The sequence below is a fragment of the Mesorhizobium sp. WSM4819 genome (assembly GCF_055811215.1).
On the sequence record NZ_JBVVQO010000050.1, the window covers coordinates 25,518 to 43,651 of the forward strand.

General features: G+C 58.1%; 11 protein-coding genes and 3 pseudogenes. 9 read left to right on the forward strand and 5 right to left on the reverse strand.

Annotated features, from left to right (window positions below):
- Positions 1-1,047, reverse strand: coding sequence for a GHMP family kinase ATP-binding protein (locus AC0L18_RS29610; RefSeq protein WP_473495328.1), 1,047 nt, complete (start codon positions 1,045-1,047; stop codon positions 1-3).
- Positions 1,048-1,528: 481 nt separating this feature from the next.
- Here AC0L18_RS29610 and AC0L18_RS29615 point away from each other — a divergent pair, with 481 nt between their 5' ends.
- Positions 1,529-1,750, forward strand: a complete 222-nt coding sequence (locus AC0L18_RS29615; protein ID WP_473495329.1) for a hypothetical protein — start codon at positions 1,529-1,531, stop codon at positions 1,748-1,750.
- Positions 1,751-2,008: 258 nt separating this feature from the next.
- Here AC0L18_RS29615 and AC0L18_RS29620 read toward each other — a convergent pair whose 3' ends face one another.
- The 3 genes from AC0L18_RS29620 to AC0L18_RS29630 form a co-directional block, all read right to left on the reverse strand.
- Complete coding sequence (locus AC0L18_RS29620; RefSeq protein ID WP_473495330.1) at positions 2,009-2,236, reverse strand: transposase; 228 nt, start codon at positions 2,234-2,236, stop codon at positions 2,009-2,011.
- Positions 2,237-2,713: 477 nt separating this feature from the next.
- Complete coding sequence (locus AC0L18_RS29625; protein ID WP_473495331.1) at positions 2,714-3,940, reverse strand: ATP-grasp domain-containing protein; 1,227 nt, start codon at positions 3,938-3,940, stop codon at positions 2,714-2,716.
- Positions 3,941-4,813: 873 nt separating this feature from the next.
- Complete coding sequence (locus AC0L18_RS29630) at positions 4,814-5,761, reverse strand: aminotransferase class IV (protein WP_473495332.1); 948 nt, start codon at positions 5,759-5,761, stop codon at positions 4,814-4,816.
- A gap of 462 nt (positions 5,762-6,223) precedes the next feature.
- On the opposite strand from AC0L18_RS29630, the gene AC0L18_RS29635 reads away from it, so the two are divergent.
- From AC0L18_RS29635 to AC0L18_RS29650, 4 genes and pseudogenes are all read left to right on the forward strand, one after another.
- Positions 6,224-6,568 carry a transposase gene (locus tag AC0L18_RS29635; RefSeq protein ID WP_473495333.1) on the forward strand — a complete coding sequence of 115 codons (345 nt, stop codon included), beginning with the start codon at positions 6,224-6,226 and terminating at the stop codon, positions 6,566-6,568.
- Between the two features lie 115 nt (positions 6,569-6,683).
- Positions 6,684-6,896: pseudogene (locus tag AC0L18_RS29640) on the forward strand (oligopeptide/dipeptide ABC transporter ATP-binding protein); the annotation flags it as partial.
- Positions 6,897-7,042: 146 nt separating this feature from the next.
- Positions 7,043-8,204 (forward strand): annotated as a pseudogene (locus tag AC0L18_RS29645) (IS110 family RNA-guided transposase).
- A gap of 1,299 nt (positions 8,205-9,503) precedes the next feature.
- Complete coding sequence (locus AC0L18_RS29650; protein WP_473495334.1) at positions 9,504-10,673, forward strand: M20 aminoacylase family protein; 1,170 nt, start codon at positions 9,504-9,506, stop codon at positions 10,671-10,673.
- Between the two features lie 453 nt (positions 10,674-11,126).
- On the opposite strand, the pseudogene AC0L18_RS29655 reads toward AC0L18_RS29650, so the two are convergent.
- Positions 11,127-11,885: pseudogene (locus AC0L18_RS29655) on the reverse strand (transposase); the annotation flags it as partial.
- A gap of 392 nt (positions 11,886-12,277) precedes the next feature.
- Here AC0L18_RS29655 and AC0L18_RS29660 point away from each other — a divergent pair.
- The 4 genes from AC0L18_RS29660 (at position 12,278) to AC0L18_RS29675 (ending at position 17,807) form a co-directional block, all read left to right on the forward strand.
- Positions 12,278-13,441, forward strand: a complete 1,164-nt coding sequence (locus AC0L18_RS29660; protein WP_473495335.1) for a M24 family metallopeptidase — start codon at positions 12,278-12,280, stop codon at positions 13,439-13,441.
- A 205-nt stretch (positions 13,442-13,646) separates the two neighbouring features.
- Complete coding sequence (locus AC0L18_RS29665; protein WP_473495336.1) at positions 13,647-14,750, forward strand: ABC transporter substrate-binding protein; 1,104 nt, start codon at positions 13,647-13,649, stop codon at positions 14,748-14,750.
- Positions 14,751-15,001: 251 nt separating this feature from the next.
- Entirely contained in the window at positions 15,002-15,997 is a 996-nt protein-coding gene (locus tag AC0L18_RS29670; RefSeq protein WP_473495339.1) for an ABC transporter ATP-binding protein, read from the forward strand.
- Between the two features lie 46 nt (positions 15,998-16,043).
- Positions 16,044-17,807, forward strand: coding sequence for an ABC transporter permease subunit (locus AC0L18_RS29675; RefSeq protein ID WP_473495337.1), 1,764 nt, complete (start codon positions 16,044-16,046; stop codon positions 17,805-17,807).
- Positions 17,808-18,134: the final 327 nt, after the last annotated feature.

The following is an 18,134-nucleotide window of genomic DNA, read 5'->3' on the forward strand; positions in this document are numbered from 1 at the left end:
TCACCGACCGCCAGTCATGGTCAGATATATTCTTGGAGAGTTGTCGAATGGCGACATATGGGAGAGCACGGACCGAAGCTTTTGTGGAAAATCGGTCGCCATTCGATCGAGCAGGATTCCAATCATTGTGCCGCTGTGTGCGACTATGACGCCGAGAGCGTCATTGGCTTCGGAGACTTTCAGCATCGAGTTCAGATGCCTCTTTGGAGCCCGCTCCTGATGCAGGAGGGCGCTGGCTGTAGCTATTCTGCCTATCATGGTCGCGTCACCCTGTGGTATTGCTATCCGTGCGCGGTCGAGTAATTGGTGATATTCTGCTTTGTGACTGGCAGATATTTCACCTCGCCGTTGATCATAGTCGATGGTTTCGACCGTACCTCCTTCATCGACACCTATGATTGCAAGCGGCGGCATTTGTCCAAGGAAGGAGAGAAGGTTACATGCTCGCTGCTGATATGCGACCACTCCTGGGTACATCACCCCGTCGGATGGCTCGACCTCCGCCATTAACTTCTCGATCAATGATGTCCGGACTCTACGCTTGAAGCAGCAGGCGATTGACCGAGCAGCCGCGACAAGATCTGCAGACGAACTCGCCAGCCCTTTGCCTTCGGAAAGTTCAGATTGTAAAAAGAGGATTCCTCCTGAGGTGCCGAGCGCATTCACGAGATTTTCCGCTAGCCGTTTAGCTTTGATTTTATGGCACGGATAAACAGTTACAGATCGCGTGCCAGGAAGCGGCATGAAATGGGCACGCGCAAAAAGCGCGATGGGCATCGTGATCAAGAAATGAGCGTCCTGAGGAGCGGAGTCGGCCGGCAGCTGGCCTTGCAGCAACTCGCCGAAGGTGCCGCAACAAAGAGCGTCGCTAGAATGCATCCTTGGCCGCTCCCGGTCCTCGATGATAACCTCAGCCGGATCTGCGCCATCGAACGTCTGGTGGTCCGTGTATGGCCTCCAAAATTCATCGGCCGCCGCTTCGAGAAGTTCTGTAGTCGAGGTGCACGCCGCGCTTCCTAGTGGGTGGATAGAATTTTGGATCGACATAACACTTCCTCGTCCGGGGCATTGGAGTGCGATTTTCCTGCTATGAGACGAATTCGGATCATCGCAGTACGGCTCGCGTTTCAGTTGGGATATTTTCATTACCTAGGTGTGCCTGGGCCTAGCTTAGACTTGGGGCGAACGTATCAGCATCAGCGATTTGTGGTCGCAAAGGTTCTGTGAAATTACTTGTGGGTTTCGTTGCACCGTCTGATTGCCAGCGGCGCGGCATGGAGCGCCCCAGCGATTTCGGTAGCTGCGACGTTCAATGGACGGCATCTTGAAGGCTTTGCGTGCGCTGGTACCTGATCGTCGGTGAGTTCGTTCGCTTCACGTTCAGCGCGGGTCATCCGCGACTGATGCCTGCATCAACCCATACCCCGCCCGGATCACAGTTTTGGTTGCACGTCGCCATCGCGGCGCGGATGCAACCTTCCGTCGCCGACAAGCGCGTTACTCCCACGTCTTGCGGCACACCTGTGCCATGCACACGCTACAGGCGACCCGGGATGTCCGCAAAGTCTCGCTCTGGCTCGGTCACGCCAGCCTCCAAAGCACGGAAATCTATCTGCGGGCCGATCCCGACCGAGAAGCTCGAGGCGCTTGCCGCGATGGTGCCGCCGTCGCTCAAGCCGGGTCGCTTCCGCGCTCCCGACAAGCTGCTAGCCATGCTGAAGTCCGTCAGCCGATAGGCAGATTATGTTAGAGTAGTCGCTCCTCAAATACCGCGAGCGACAAGGAATTGCCTCCGCGGACTCCGCATAATTCGGCGCTCCACATTGCGGAAGTCTACTGGCTTCGTCTCCACCATGACCTTGACCGCACTAGTCGGCCCGATCATGACGTCGCGTTCGCGGATTACAGCGGCCACTGTCGTTGTATCGGCGCCCTGTGTGAAGCGCGATCCCGTCAATCTCAAGCTCGATCATGCCGGCAGCTCGGTGACCCGTTTCCGCTGCTTCGGCTACAGGTTTCGCCGCCGCCACAGCCGCCGACACAACGGCAGGAGAATCTTGTGCACCGAAGCGGCCTGTTTGCGCGCTTCGCGGCGCCAGGCGAAGACCTGCTGCGGCCTAACGCCATACCGACCGGCGACGTCGGAAATGATTGCGTTCGGCTCCAGCGTCGCCGCGATGATCCGCGCTTTGTCATCCAACGACCAGTGACGCCGACTGCCGGCACCGTTGATCACCTCGAAACGCCGAGGCTGCCGCTCCGGGTCAAGCGTAAGGTCAAATCCAAACACAAGCCGATCTCCGATCCTAATTCAGGATCGGCAACCTCAAAGATCGCGACCACTCCCGAAAGACAGTCCGGAATGCCGCTTCCTATCTTCCTATGAAGCTGCCAAATCTTCTTTTGAACATGCGGCCGGGAATGGAAGAACGACCGCCGCGCGAATGGTTCGAGGCAGGACCCGGTTCGCCGTCGTTTCCGGCGAAAGGTTCGTTAGCCAATGACGGAACCGGCCTCGCGCGCAGAATTCCTGACAGTCCCGGCAACATAGCCTTCGGAATTACGACCACCTAAGCGAAGTTGCTTCTTGTGACCGATCCGCTGCCTCTCTCATGCTCATCTGCAAGAATGTTCGACGACGATTCATCTCGTACATGGCGTAACCTGCGCAAGCGCGTAGAGGGAGAAGTTGCAGCTAGTTCCTATTCGCCAACTATCGAAACGGTGTGATTGAATAATCGATCAAGTCTACCGTTCGCTGAAGTATCGCCTCGGTCCGAGGGACGCTTGGTGATGCGGCGATGACATGTCCGAGCCAGTCCCGGTAATCGCCGTTCCTGACGATTGGCGTTTTGGATCCAACATAGAACTTGACCTCGGCGACGCCTGGTAAAGCAGCTGCTCGACTTTCGTCACCGCTCCATTCGAGAATGCCGTCGCGATCAGCAATCAGGAACCGCGCGCCGGCGGTCAGCGAATTCCTTCTACGCAAACTGGGTTCCTCACCGATTGCAAGCTTCACGTGTTCGGTGATGAGATCGACACCGTACGCCAGCTGAACCAGTTGGGGGCTGATCGTACCAGCAAGACGCGGGTTGACTTCGATGACGACTGGGCCACGTTCCGTCCACCGGAACTCAACGTTAGTTGGCCCCCAGCCAAGGCCGAGAGCTTGCAGACAGTTCAGCGAAACGTCAACGACATGCTCATGCTGGTCATCAGTCAGCTGGGCCGGAAAGCTGCTCTCACGAAATACAAAATGTGGTAGAGGTCCCAGGTCGCCGGCTTCAATCCCAATAACCTCATTTCCCATTATGTGGGCGAGATAATAGGGGCCTTGCGCGAATTCTTCGACCAGTATGCTCGGCGAAGACCGCCATATGTGCTTTCCCCCCAACAGATACGACGTATGTTTCGCTAACTCATCGACAGTGCGGCACAGCCGGACACCGCTGCTGCCGCTGCCTACGGCTGGCTTAACAATCACCGGGAGGCCGATTTCCGCGGCGGAGCTTTCTACGTCCGCTGCATTCGCTGACACGAGATAAGCTGGCATTGGAATGCCGGCCTCGGTGAGGAATTGACGTTGAGCGAATTTGTCGCAGCATCTTTCAATAGACGCGGGGTTCGGCCCCGGTAGCTCGAAGTGCCGGCAGAGCTTGCCAACCGTCGCATAGATCCACTCGTCGGCGCCCGCAAAGCCGGTGATGCCAGCAATGTCATACGTCGTACGTAGCTGGCAACATTCGCGGGTCAGCGCGTCGAGATCGTCCGTATCAACACGGATTGCCTCACTTTTTTCCGCCGCAACATAGTCGTACTGAGCTGGATCAGCCGACAGCGTAATTGGATGAAGGCCAAGACGCTTGGCCGCTTGGACGTATCGCAGGCCGTTACCTCTTGGCTGGCCTTCAATCAGAATAAATGCTCTTCGTGTCATTGGCTGTTACTCGGAGGTTGCGTGCCCTACGGCGGTCAAATCGTAAATCGACATCAGCTTTTTAGCTTTTGCCTGAGCCTCAGGCCTGAGGTTAAGGTACTATTTGTTGGCGGGGTGCGGTTGCAAAGTTTCTGCGAATTTGTTTGAAGGATCTGTGCAACGTATTGATGCTGCTGTGTGGCACGGAGCGTCTCAATGAATTTCGCAGGGTTGCGATGCTCAGGAGACGCCCGATCCAATCTACATTCAGGTTGATCGGGACAAGGGGACCCTCACGGCTGCGCCCTCCTGATGGACTCCTTTATCACCTGATAGGCGGAGCGCTCGGGCGGCCCCAGCTGACTATTGACCACGTAACGCAGCTGACTTTTCTGACCCCGCCTGTTGGCTTGGTGATCTCGACCTACGGCGGTGGTAAATTCTCTTGGATACCCAGCGAATGCTCACGCAGGTGACGGTCCTCCTACAGGCTACAAATTTCGACGCCATTTGGCCCCATATCGACGTCGGATAATCCGAGCCCGGCCCAGTTCGGCAATGCGGCGGATCAGAATGGGCTCGCCATCAAGCGCGATCCCGAACTGGCCACCTGCGGCCAGGGGCGTTGACACGCATTTGTGGACGGCCCTCGCTATGCCCCCGTCTGTCGATGAGTGCCGACGCCTTCTGTGTAGTGTGCGCTCGACGCGGAGAAAGTCGTCGCACCATATGAATCCCGTGTTCGCTTCAGCCAAGTGGTGAGCCGAGGAGGTCGGTGTGTAAGGTTGTCTCACTAATGCGAAGCGACGCCTGCCAAAGGGTGCTCTCGATTTTCGGGAGTTTGCATGGATCGTCGCACAGCTCGCCAAGTTGCTGTCGCATGGCTCATTCCGATTACGGGTAGATAACAGCAGTCGACCATGCCGGATCATCGTGCTTGTGCCAGTAGAGATCCATAAGCCAGCGGGTGATGGGTCCGACTTGCCCATTTCCGATCGTGCCTTCGTCCAGGCGCGTTACGGGCATAATGCCCCCAGCAGTCGAGGTGATGAACACCTCGTCCGCCGCTTTGATCTCAGCACGGCTAATATCACCAGCCGTGGCCGACAGTCCAATCTCGGCGCAGAGATCGAAAACAGTCAGGCGCGTAATGCCCGGCAGCACCCCAAAAGCGGGCGTCCTAAGAAATCCATTCTTTACAAGGAATACATTGAAACCGGGCCCTTCCGCAATGTGCCCGTTCGTATCTAAGATCAACGCTGTTTCCGCTCCCATATCGTAGGCGTCGAAAAGGCCTTTAACGAGATCGAGCCAATGATAGTTCTTGATCGTGGGATCGACCGATTTGGGCGGGATGCGCACCATTTCGCTGATTGCGACGTGCAGGCCTCTTTCCAGCTGTTCCTTGTTGGCAACCGACCCAAAAGGGACAGCAAACGCCATGAAGCAGTTGTCCGCCTGGCGGGGATCGCGGCTGAAAGTCGGCGATGAACCGCGCGTGCAGATCATTTCTACGTATGCCGACTTGTGCCCCGACAGAGCGACGCAATTGTTGAGGATCGATGCGATTTTCTCACGATCATAGGGTAGCTTCATTCGCAGCTGTTTCAAGCCCCTGAAGAAACGATCAAGGTGAAGATCCAAGCGGAAGAACCGACCATTCCAAACGTGCACCGTGTCATAAGTGGCGTCGGAGTGAAGGAAGCCCCAATCCAGCACGGAGATCTTGGCCTGGGACATCGGCAGATATTGCCCGTCCATGAACGCAACTCCATGCGGATACAGACGTCGATCTACATGATGCTCGTCGACAGTTGGAAGAACAGGTAAGAGCTGTGTCATTTTCTATCTTTCCAATCCGGTTATTTGGCAAGCCCAAGAAGCTACACTATATCTCCCCTCGGAAGTGGCTTGTAATGGCTCCAAAGGCGTATGATAGTGGCCCCAAAACGTGCCACGGTACGATATTGGCGCGAGAGTCGCGACGTTGGTCACCAAAATCAGGTGATCAGTGAGCCGCAGCGGTCACTTGTCGGAAACAAGTGAAACGATTCCATTATATAGCCGCTTCAGAGTTGATCCCATCTGCCCGAGATAAAGCGGCGCCGGGGCTCTGGCTGTGAACCCGTTTTTTATAACAATGCTTGACTGATGCTTGCACTTCGCACGTAAGCGATGTTCCGGACCATCTTTCGGAAATGGTGTCGATCTGTGCGGTTGCCGGTTCTACATTGGGATCGGAGATCGGCTTGTGTCTGGACTTGACCTTCGCTCGACCCGGAGCCGTAGCCTCGACGTTTCGAGTTGATCAACGGTGCTGGCGGCAAAGCACGGATCATCGCCGAGGCGCTGAAGCCGAATGCAATCATTTCCGAGGTCGCCCGCCGTTATGGTCTCAGGCCGCAGCAGGCCTTCGCCTGGTGCCGCGACGCACGCAAGCAGGCAGATTCGGTGCAGCAAAACTCTCCTGCCTTTGTGCCGGCGGTTGCCGGCGCCGGAAATGTAGCCAGGGTCCACGGAAGCAGCGACAACGGAAAGCCCCGAGATGCCGGGGTGATCGAGCTTGAGACGTGGCGTTGTGAATGTCGACGAGGCGCCGACGCCAGCACGGTGTCTGCGGTCATTCGCGCGTTGAAGGTGACGTCGTGATCGGGCATTGGTGAGGGCGACGGCCCAGCGCGCGACGTCGAGAACGCTCGTCTGATCCAATCATCAAGGGATTGCAGCGTCATCGCTTCGGCTGAAGAGCTGAGACGCTCCCGAGGATCCGGCGCGCGTTCGGTTGGAGGCGCCCGTCGAGGTCGAGGTGCCAACTCCCATAAATCCGCCGAGCGTCTGCGCGTTCCATCCGCGGTGCCCGCTGGCCGTCCAGCGCTGCCGCATCGAAGTGCCACCTTCGGTGCCAATGGCAGACGGACGCATCGTGGCCTGCCATGTGCGCGCTCCGGCTACAGGCATGCCGGCCAGCCAGTTGTAGCGGACGATCATTCGCCTGCTCATGTAGCTTTGCCTCATCCGGTCCCAATGCATGGAAAAGCAATGTAGAGCGGATGCTATGGGGCGAGCGGCGAGGGTGTGGCATCCTTCGACGCTGTCAAAACCACCATCAGAAGGAGGCGCCCCATGTCGCAATCTTTTGACACGAGCCGGTCCCTTACCGCTCTCGAACAGGATAACACGATCGTCGCCGTCATCGAATTGAGCAAGGCGAAATGGCTAATTGCCTCACTTGTTCCGGGTTTCAAGCGCCAACCCTCAAGAAGATCGATGCCGACGCACCATCACTATTGAAGTTGCTGCAGCGCTGGCGCGACGAAGCCGGCCGGGCCGGGCATACGATCAAGCGGATCGCCGTCGCCTATGAGGCGGCCGGCGACGGCTTCTGGCTGGCGCGCTGGCGCGGGCGCACGGCATCGATGCCTATGCCATCCATCCCTCGAGCGTTCCAGTGTCGCGCGAGCACCGCCGCGCCAAGACCGATCGTCTCGACACCGAGCTTTTGATGCGTGCTTTTCTCGGCTGGCTGCGCGGCGAGAAACGTCATTGCTCCATGGCTGCGATCCCGACACTCGAAGAGGAGGACGCGCGGCGGCCGAACCGCGAGCGGGGGACTCTGGTCGGCGAGCAGACGCGGCTCATCAACCGCGTCAAGGCGATCCTCGCCCGCTTCGGGGTCCGCAGCTTCCGGCTGAGCCTGCGCCAGGCGGCGGACAGGCTGGAGAGCATCCGAACGGCGGAGGGAACGCCGCTGCCGGACAACACCCGCGCCGAGCTCTACCGCTTCCTTGAGCGCCTCAACCTCGTGCGCGCGCAGATCCGCGCCATCGAACAGGAGCGCCTGCGCCGGCTGGCGGCGGCTCCGGCTGCGGCGAACGGTCACGCGATGGTTCGCCTGCTGGCGCGGATCATCGGCATCGGCGTCGAGACCGCCGACATGCTGGTTCACGAGATCCTGTCGCGCCCGTTGCGCGACCGCCGCGCCGTGCCGCGCTATGCCGGGCTGACAGGGTCGCCAGACGAGAGCGGCCAACGCCGCCGCGAGAAAGGGCTGGCGCGCGCCGGCAATGCCCGCGTGCGGCGCGGCATGATCCAGTTGGCGTGGCGCTTTCTCCTGTTCCAGAAGGACAGCGACCTGGCCCAATGGTTCCAGGCGCGCACGAGCGACGGCCGCAAAACCACGCGCAAGACGATGATCGTGGCGCTGGCACGCAAGCTGCTGATTGCGCTGTGGCGTTTCGTCACCGCGGGCGAGGTGCCGCAGGGCGTCATCGTGCGTGCGGCGTGATGGGGGGGCACGCAGGATAGAGGAGAACACAACCCAATTGGCGGCCCCGGTAGCGGGGTCTGCCGATGACGATCCGAGGTGGCGGCAACCCGAAGCTACACATGGTCCTTCGGACCGCCGGCGTAGAATGGGCCCCGCCGCCCCGGAGCTTCGCCACCGATGCGCATGCTGCATCATGGTCAGATCCCATTGCGATCTACCGCATACAAGTCTGCCGCGCGACCTTCGCGCCTGGGCCTCATGGCGAACTCCCCTCGGAAACTGTCGTCGGCTGCCGAATGGCGCGCGCCCGATCATTCAAGCCTGCCGCCCGTGCTCGTGACCGTCAAGGACAAGTCCGCTGCGCGATGGGCCCCCGGCCCATCCTTGACCGTCACTGCGCGCGGCGGCCAGTTCGAAGTCAAGGTCGGGACGAGGAGATGGTCACCAACTGGCCGAACAAGGAGATGAGGAAACGAAGCAAGATCAAGCTTGACAATCATGGCCCCATACAAGTGAAATCTGCGATAACATGGATTCTCACGAAGATGACCTGCCTACCTGCGGGAAAGGGGGCTTTGATACGGTAGGTTCAATCGAACGAACGTTGCGGATTCGGCGACCTTCTTTACGCGCGGGCCGTAACCAGAGGCTATCACCCAGGCCTTGCTGATGTTCTCAGGATATTCCACGGGGCTGACGTGACGTTCGGCAACGTGGAAACCAACATCTTGGATCACCATTCCAGTGCGGCAGCATGAGTGTTGTCGCAATCATCCGTTTTGAGCACAATGAGCTTGCTGAACTGAGGCCTTATCCGATCGATTCCGCCGCGCGCAACGGTTTCGAACCGAGGAGTCCCACGTCTTGCTCCAGCGTCGGTAGGCACAGCGATTTTGGAAAAGATAAAGAGGCTTTCAGAGCCATTTGGCACGCCAATCGCGAACGGGGTTGGATTGATCCGGCTGCGGCCTAGCTTAGCCGAAGGCGGCGAATAGGGCCCTAGAAATGGGGAGCGGAGCAAGCGCCTTAAAGGTGCCCCGCCAGTCTCTGCGCACCGACTTCCGAGTGGACCCTGACCGCGGCCATCGACCATGGCTCCTGATCTGGTCCTGTCAAGCTCCCAATGCAGCCTGTGATTCGGAGTTTCAAAGTGCATCGCTTTGTGGCTCAAGCATTTCAGCAGGCACTGCAGATTGGCGCCAAGCATCCTCACACGTGTCTCATTCTGGATGACCGCTGGACTAACAATTCTAATCCGAGGTGATATCAACCCTCCGAAGCGGTTCGATGGAACATCCAAGAAAGGCCTGACGAATCATGACAAATGTTACAAAGTTCCGTGACCTCCAGTGCGAGGCAACTGAGTGGCGCCGTTACCTGCATGAAAATCCAGAACTCTATTTTGAGGAACACAACACCGCGAAGTTCGTGGCTGAAAAGCTGGCGTCGTTCGGCATCAACCATATTGAAACGGGCATAGCTGAGACCGGGATCGTCGCGCTCATTCAAGGCGAAGGCGGAGATGGTCCCACCATTGGGCTGAGGGCGGACATGGATGCCCTGCCGATAGTTGAGGAGTCAAATAAACCCTGGTCTTCGAAAAACCAGGGGATAATGCATGCATGCGGCCACGACGGGCACACGGCTATGCTGCTGGGCGCCGCGAAATACCTCGTGACTACTCGTAACTTCAAGGGCTGCGTCGCCTTGATCTTTCAGCCGGCCGAAGAGCCAGAATATCCAACGGGGGGGTTTAGGATGGTTCAGGAGGGAATCATGGACCGTTTTGGCATATCCCAGGTTTTTGGCATGCATATCCAGCCAGGCATTGAAGTAGGCAAATTCGGCATCTGCCATGGCCCAATCATGGGTTCGCAGGACGACTTTGATATCGTTGTGAAGGGCAAGGGGGGCCATGCGGCAGAGCCGAATCGGACGATTGACCCAGTTGTTATTGCAGCACAGATCATCCTTGGTCTGCAAAGCCTAGTCTCGCGTAGGACGGATCCCTTGGACTCGCTGGTAATTTCCGTCACTAAATTAAACGCTGCACAGGCCTACAATATCATTCCCGATCAGGTTGAAATTGCCGGAACGGTCAGAACCCTCGCACCCGGCTTGCGAGACTTCGCCGAACGAGAGATATTGGCGGTGGCGCAAGGCATCGCGCGCGGTTTCGGTGCGGATGTCGAGTTCAAGTATCTTCGGTCAGTCCCGGCCACCTTCAACCACCCAGAGGAAACAGGCCTAGCGATCACGGCGGCACGAAATCTCGTAGGACCCGCCGCGGTGGACGAAGCGGTTACAGTTAGTTTGGGCGCGGAAGACTTCGCTTATATGCTCAACGCGCGGCCGGGAGCTTACATTCTGCTTGGCAATGGGCCGACCCCTGATTGTCATAACCCGGCGTTTGATTTCAATGATGAAGCCTTGCCTTACGGCATCGGATACTGGGTGACGCTGGTCGAGACCGTTCTGGCTGTCTGAAGCGTGGCCGCATTAATGCTTGACGCCTCGTCGTACGTCCACACCTTCCCTCCCAGGGAAGGAATGAACCTCCTGATCGAGCCCTCTACCAAGCGCTATCATAGCAAAGGCTAGCGAAAGTACGTGTATGAATGGTATTCAGGCGCAGTTTCCTGCCAGTTGCGCTGCTGAGAAACCCCATCTTTCGCACGACCCGGCTCGCCGCGAGCTTCAAAATTCGGCCGGCTGATGCAGACTTTTGCCGTCAGCTGGCTGATAGCTACCATATATAAACTTCGAGCGCCCAGCGGCTTCTGACCATCGGAGGGCTGCCTCGCGCTGTGAACAGGAGTTCGATCGGCAGTCAGATCCGCCGCGCCGTGCTCACCGTCGTGAGCAAATCCACAGGGCAGTTCGACCATAGCGCGGCCATAATGTGCACCGAACGTAGTCGGGCGACACCTCGATCTCCGGCCGCCGGGTGGCGCGTGAACTGACGGAACTGATCGCCCGGCGCGCCGGGATCGCAGCCAAACATTCGCGCGTCACGTTCGTCGACGATGTTCAGCACCCGGAACCGCCGCCCGCAGGCGAACTGGTCATGGACGAAGTCCAGCGACCAGCGCGCGTTCGGCTTCGCCTCAACCAGGATCGGCGCCCGCGTGCCGACCGCTCCTCGCCGTGCGCGCCGCTTGCGCACCGTCAGGCCCGCCTCGCGGTAAATCCGGTAGATGCGATTGACCCCTGATGGCTCGCCCTCTCGCTGGAGCAGAATGAACAGGCGTCGATAGCCGAAGCGGCGGCGCTCGTTGGCGAGGTCGCGTAACCTTGTGCGCAGCTCCGTCTCCGGCGGACGCCGGGACCGATAGCGAACCATCTTGCGATCGGCACCGACGAAGGCCCGACGCTCCGACACGCCCATGACGGCCTGCAGATGCGCGACGGCTTCGCGCTTGGCGGCGGGCCCTACCATTTTTTTGAAAGAAGCTCGCGCAGTGCCGACGCTTCGAGCATTTGGTCGGCGAGCAGCTTCTTCAGCTTCGCGTTCTCGTCTTCCAAGGCTTTCAGCCGTTTGGCATCGGAGACGTCCATCCCGCCATATTTCGCCTTCCAGTTATACAGCGTCGCCTCGGAGATCCCATGCTTGCGCGCCAGGTCGCCCGCCTTTGCTCCCGCCTCATGCTCACGCAGAACCGCGATGATCTGCTCTTCCGTAAACCGCTTTCTCTTCATCAGTCCGTCCTTCAATCGAGGCCGGACTCTAATCTCAGATGGAGGAAATTACCCGTGGCAGGTCAGACCCTCGAAAGAACTCAGGCCGTTCCTGCGCGAAGACCGGAGCGATTCTGCGCGTCAAAGGCCGCGGTCGCATGCGCGCCGGCGCGGCCCCTGCTGCACAGCGTCACATTGAGGCGGGCTCTGGCATGGTTATCCATCGCAGAAGCGTCTCTTGCGCGAACGATGCATTTCAAATGAAGCGGCTTTGTGCCGCTCTCATTTCAGCAGGTGCCGCATTTTGAAGCAAGCCCTCTTCTTCGAGGTGGTAATCTGTCCCAGATACAGCCGCTCATTCGGGCGCGTTAACTTTCTGTCGAAATAATCATGGCGACCAATCGAGGTGAAATGTGTCCGCGACATTCTCGGCGATTCCTTTAACCGGTGTCCCGTTCCCGGCATCAGAGTACGAGCGCCGGCAGCAGAAGGTGCTTATGGCGATGGAGCGCGTCGGCCTCGACGCAATACTGGTAACCGCCCACAGCCACCTTCAGTATCTCACGGGATACGATGGGAGTGGGGGGTGGTTCGGGCCGTTCCCGTTGCTACTCGCGCCAGGGCGAGAGCCAACCTTCGTTGTACGCGAATTCGAGCTAAACGCTGTACGTGCGGAAAGCTGCGTCGCCGAAATCGTCTGCTATGTTCATGAAGATGACTTTGCCAAGGTGTGCTGCGACGTTCTTCGCCGGTATGGACTCCAGTCCAGCAGGGTCGGGCTAGAGCTGAGTGCTTGGAATCTCGCGCCGGCGGATGTAAGTGCGCTCAAGGCGCAGCTCCCTGATTTGAAGGTCACAGATGCAACGTGTTTGGTTGCGACGGTTGCGGCGGTCATGAGCGATCTGGAGCTTGAGGTCATGCGCGCTGCCATGGCAATGACCGATTTGGCCGTGCGCACGTTCCAGCATTCACTGCGCGACGGCGTAACTGAGGCGGAAGTGCTTGCGACTATCGTGGACGAGGCCAGCAAGGCTGGCGGTGAACTTTGGCCAGAATGTTACATCGTCTTCGGCGAGCGGACGAGACTGCCACATGGCAGACCCGTGAAACATCCTATCAGAAACAACGAGCCTGCCTTTATGGAAGTCGCCGGCTCGAAGCATGGGTATGCCGCAGGGCTGCTCCGCTGCGCCGTGCTTGGTCGGCATGCTGAAACTGAGTATCTGCACGCCCTGTCAGAGGAGGCTCTTAGTGCCGCGATCGACGCAATAAAGCCGGGCGTGACGGCGAGTGAGGTGGACGCCGCCGCACGCAAGATTATTGAACGATCTGGGCACCGCGCGCGTCTTGCGGCACAACGGGCTGGATACGGAACTGGCATCCATTGGTCGGCGAGGGGTTACCTGAGCTTGGGCCCTGGTGCGGTCCATATCCTTGAGGCCGGGATGACCTTTCACGTGCCGATCGTTCTGGTCGGGGAGGGCGGTCACTATTTTGGCTGTGGCGAACACATAGTGGTGACAGAGCGTGGCGCGGAGGTGCTCAGCAGTACACCACACACGCTGTATCGAGCGTGATGTGTTTTTGTGGACCGCGTTGGAGGGGTGATTTTCGTCCAAACGGGGCCCCGTGACGGTTGGGTTGTCAAAGTGTCCTCGATTTTATCAAAGGCTGGCGACTTGACCGAGTTGAAGCCGAACATGAGAAATACAGATGTCCCACCGGAAGAGTGTAGATCATAACACCGCCCTAAATGGGGGGATCATGAGGAGAACATACTAAATGAGTATTTCGATAAGTCGCAGACGTTTCATTCAGAGTGCATCGGCTATTACTGCAGGTGCAATGTCGTTTGAAGCAGGTAGCGCTGCTGCGCAGCCCTCAAGTGAGCTGCGAGTTGTGATTAATGGTGGCGATTACGCAAAGGCTTGTATGGAAGCCTTCGTAAAGCCGTTCGAGGCCGAGACCGGAATAAAAGTTACTACAGTAGCGGACGAGGTCGGCGTAACCCAACTTGAGCTAATGATGTCGACCAATAGCATTTCAGTAGATGTAATCGTGATAGACCCATTTATGGACGCAAAAGCCTCTGCTAAAGACTATCTCGAAAAGATTGACTACTCCATTTATAATAAAGACGAAATAGACGCCATATTCGACTTCGCAAAGACTCCCTACAGCGTGGGAACGGTGGTCTATGCTTACTGTATGGTCTATAACATCGAGAAGTTTCCTGCCGGCCAACCCCGGCCGGCTTCTTGGTCGGAATTTTGGGATGTCAACAATTTTCCTGGAGTGCGAACGTTGGTGTCCGGCCAGTATGGAACCGAAGGTCCATGGGAGGAAGCTCTATTGGCGGACGGGGTGCCTGCGGAATCCATCTATCCTATGGATATCGACCGGATTTTCGCCAGCCTGGACAAGATCAAACCCCACATCCGCAAGTGGTGGACGACTGGGTCTGAGATCCAGCAGATGATGCATGATAAAACTGTGGATCTAGCGCAGTCCTATGACGGCCGGGCGACTGTATTGATCGACCAAGGCGCGCAGATTGAGCTCAATCGAAAGCAGTCAAAGTTAAGTTGGGAAAGCTGGGGCATCCCAAGGGGTAGCCCGAATGCGCGGAATGCACAGCGATATATTGAGTTCATCACGCGTGCTGATAGAGTCGCGGCTTTTGCGCAGCGCATGCCTTATGGTCCAGCGAACCGAAAAGCGTATGAACTAATGCCAGCAGATTTCGGTCGAAAGTTCGCCACCCACCCGGATTACACAGCGTCAAGTATCCCCTTGAATGTCAAATGGTACAATGAGGCGGGGTCAGACGGCCTGACTAATACCGATCGGCTTGTCCAGCGTTGGAACGAGTGGATCCTCCAGTGATCCCCGATCAAAACAGCATGAAAAAAGGTCGGCGACCATCCAGTCGGCCGCGTGCCGACACGTGAAATTTGGATGGAGCCGCCTTGACCGACACCATCGCCTGTTGGAAGCCGTCATCTGGGCGCCCCGGCTCTACTGGAGCATTAATCGTGACTTTACATTTTAAAAGCGCCACACTGCCAACTGCCGAGGAAGAAGCATTGGAGAAAACCCGGGTTCCCGCTCAGATTGAATTCTGCAGTGTCACCAAAATGTATGGGGCGGTCGCTGCGGTCGAAGGTTTGTCACTCGTGGTTCGGCGCGGCGAGTTCCTGACTATTCTTGGTCCGAGCGGTTCGGGCAAGACCACTGCACTGATGCTACTCGCCGGGTTCGCGGCGCCCAGCAAGGGAGACATCCTCATTGCTGGGAAGTCAGTCGCCTCAGTGCCGTCTTACCGGCGCGACCAGGGCATCGTCTTCCAAAGCTATGCGCTTTTTCCGCACCTCACCGTGCGCCGCAACCTAGAATTTCCGCTTGAGATGCGCGGCATGAAGGCCGACGAGAGAGCAACGCAAGTTGATCGCATGCTTGAGCGCGTGCACCTCAAGGATTTCGGCTGCCGCATGCCGTCGCAACTGAGCGGTGGCCAGCAGCAGCGCGTAGCGCTTGCCCGAGCACTGATCGCGGATCCGCCATTTCTTCTGCTCGACGAGCCGCTCGGCGCCCTTGACCGAAACCTCCGCGAGCAGATGCAGGGCGAGCTCAAGAGCCTGCACAGGGAGTTCGGAAAAACCACTATATGCGTCACGCACGATCAGGAGGAAGCGCTCACGCTCTCGGATCGGATTGTCGTCATGCTTGCCGGTCGAATTGAGCAGACCGACACACCGGAGGCGCTCTATGACCGGCCCGCGACGCGATTCGTGGCCAGCTTTCTTGGTGAGGCGAATATCCTCGACAATCCCGGGTTCAAGGTCGAATCCGATGTCGTACCCGGCGGTGCCCTCGCGATGCTCCGGCCAGAACGAATCTGCGTCGCCGCTCTCGCGGCTCCAAATCGCGCCGACGCGGACCAAAGACAATCCGTCGCCGGCGTTGTCGAAGAGATGATTTACGCCGGCCCGTTAAGAAAATACCATGTGCGTGTCGGGGACACGGTTCTCGTGGCGCGCGAGCATGTCGTGTCGGGACAGCAGATCTTTCGACGTGGCGATGAGGTACGTCTCGATTGGTTGCGGTCCGACGTTCGCTTTGTCACAGCGTGAGCTGACGCGGATGAGGACTTATCAAAAATTCGCCCGAATGCCCATCATGCTCACAGTGCCGGCTTTCTCCTTACTGCTGGTAGTTTTTGGCCTGCCGATCATTCTGCTGTTTCTGGCTAGCCTCAATGCGCCGACCTTCTCGCTCGTTAACTATCACACGTTTTTCGTTCAGCCGGCTAATGTCCGCGTACTCTATCAGACTCTCGAGATCAGCTTAGTGGCCACGGCAATCTGCCTCTTCATCGGTTATCCAACGGCCTATCTGATCGTCGCTGCCTCTAAGCGCCTACGCATGGCGCTCATAGCAATGGTTATCATACCGTATCTGACAAGCGGATTAGTGCGGACTTATGCATGGATCGTGATTCTAGGCGATCGCGGCTTGATCAACAATCTGTTGCTCAATTTCGGATTCATCTCCAGTCCGCTGCCGCTCATCTATAACCGCATGGCCGTCTATATCGGCATGGTACACATTATGCTGCCCATGATGATCCTGCCTCTGGTCAGCGTCATGATGGGTATCGACAGGTCGCTAATGGCGGCTGCCCGCAGCATGGGTGCAAGGCCTTTTGCCGCCTTCTGGCGCGTTTTCTTTCCGCTCAGCATGCCTGGCGTGCGCAGCGGCTCCTTGTTGGTCTTTGTGATCTGCCTCGGTTTCTACATAACGCCGGCCGCCCTAGGTGGCTTGGGAGACGCCATGCTGTCGACTTTCATAGCGTCGCAGGTCAAGACCTCCTTTAATATCGGCCGGCTCGCGGCCTCGGCCTTCATCCTCTTGGCGGTCGCCGTTGTCGTGCTCTCCATGGTCGGTCTCGATCTCTCAGATACCCAGGGCCGCACGGCGCAACGAGCGCGGGGGGCTTGGCTGAGTCGGCTACCCTCATTCGACGTGCTGATGCGATACCTCAGTGAGCTTCTTACTCAACGTCGAGCGAAGCGCTGGACGGCACAGCTCTACAAGGTCGACATTGACCGCCCCTCGTCGAAGGTCATCGGCAAGTTGTTCCTGGTGCTCGTGATGTTCTACCTACTTTTTCCGGAACTCCTTGTCATCATCATGTCGTTTAGCGCGGGGAAGTTTTTGGAATTCCCGCCCGCCGGCCTTTCGCTGCAGTGGTACCGCTCCTTCTTCAGCGACCCGTCTTGGTATGACGCCGCCTGGACTACCGTACAGATTGGCGTTGTGGTAACCATCCTGTCTACCATCGTCGGCACGCTTGCGGCCTGCGGCCTTAACCGCACAGTTCCGCGGCTGCGCACCTCCCTGACCATGGTGATCCTGTCGCCGATCACATTTCCAGTTATCGTCGTCGGTATCGCGACCTACCTTGGGTTGGTGAAACTTGGGCTGCTCGGATCGATGACCGGCATCATTTTAGCGCACACCGTGATTTCCATCGGCTATGTTGTCGTGGTGGTCTCAGCTGCGCTGGCGAATTTCGACCCGCAGTTGGAGCAGGCAGCTAAGAGCATGCGTGCGGGGCCGTTACGCACCTTCATGCGCGTGACGCTGCCCCTGATCCGGCCGGGGATTATCGGCGGCGGCGTTTTCGCGTTCCTTGCCTCCTTCGATGAGGTCGTGATCACATCGCTGATAGCCGGATTCTCTATCCGCACTCTGCCTCTAAAGATGTGGGAGGATATTCGCCACCAGATCGATCCCACAATCGCCGCAGTGGCGGCGCTACTGACGCTTCTCCCCGTTTTCTGTCTCATCGTCCTCTACGCTTCGGGATGGCGGTCGGGTGCAAGAATTCTGCGCGCTCCGGAGGCCGCGACTTCAGCCAACTCTTTAAGCAGCGGGTAGCGGCAGCGTGCGCGCTGCTGAACTGCGATGCCGCCTTTAGTTAATAGCAGACGAGCGGGTCGTGTGCTGTCACGTGCGCGCCGCACCGGCCCAGCCGCCTCGCGGGTGGCCAACTCTTCGACTCGCGGTTCCTGAGGCCTATGCATACGAATAGTTGCCGGCCCTCGCGCAACGCGTTGTCTGCAATGCCGCCTAGATCCCTCCCGGGCGGGCAAAAAGGATAGTGTCCTGAAGGTTCTGCAAAAAGCTCTGGAGAGAGAACAGCCCTTACTCTGAGGCGAGGGGCGGCCATGGCACGCTGGTGACGTTGCGATCACCGATTCCCGT

What these genes read in the sequence shown, in the direction of transcription:
- AC0L18_RS29675 (WP_473495337.1), top strand. Translation starts at nt 16,044, where the DNA reads ATGCTCACAGTGCCGGCTTTCTCCTTACTGCTGGTAGTTTTTGGCCTG.
- AC0L18_RS29670 (WP_473495339.1), top strand. Translation starts at nt 15,002, where the DNA reads ATGTATGGGGCGGTCGCTGCGGTCGAAGGTTTGTCACTCGTGGTTCGG.
- AC0L18_RS29610 (WP_473495328.1), bottom strand. Translation starts at nt 1,047, where the DNA reads ATGTCGATCCAAAATTCTATCCACCCACTAGGAAGCGCGGCGTGCACC.
- AC0L18_RS29630 (WP_473495332.1), bottom strand. Translation starts at nt 5,761, where the DNA reads ATGACACAGCTCTTACCTGTTCTTCCAACTGTCGACGAGCATCATGTA.
- AC0L18_RS29665 (WP_473495336.1), top strand. Translation starts at nt 13,647, where the DNA reads ATGAGTATTTCGATAAGTCGCAGACGTTTCATTCAGAGTGCATCGGCT.
- AC0L18_RS29615 (WP_473495329.1), top strand. Translation starts at nt 1,529, where the DNA reads ATGCACACGCTACAGGCGACCCGGGATGTCCGCAAAGTCTCGCTCTGG.
- AC0L18_RS29650 (WP_473495334.1), top strand. Translation starts at nt 9,504, where the DNA reads ATGACAAATGTTACAAAGTTCCGTGACCTCCAGTGCGAGGCAACTGAG.
- AC0L18_RS29625 (WP_473495331.1), bottom strand. Translation starts at nt 3,940, where the DNA reads ATGACACGAAGAGCATTTATTCTGATTGAAGGCCAGCCAAGAGGTAAC.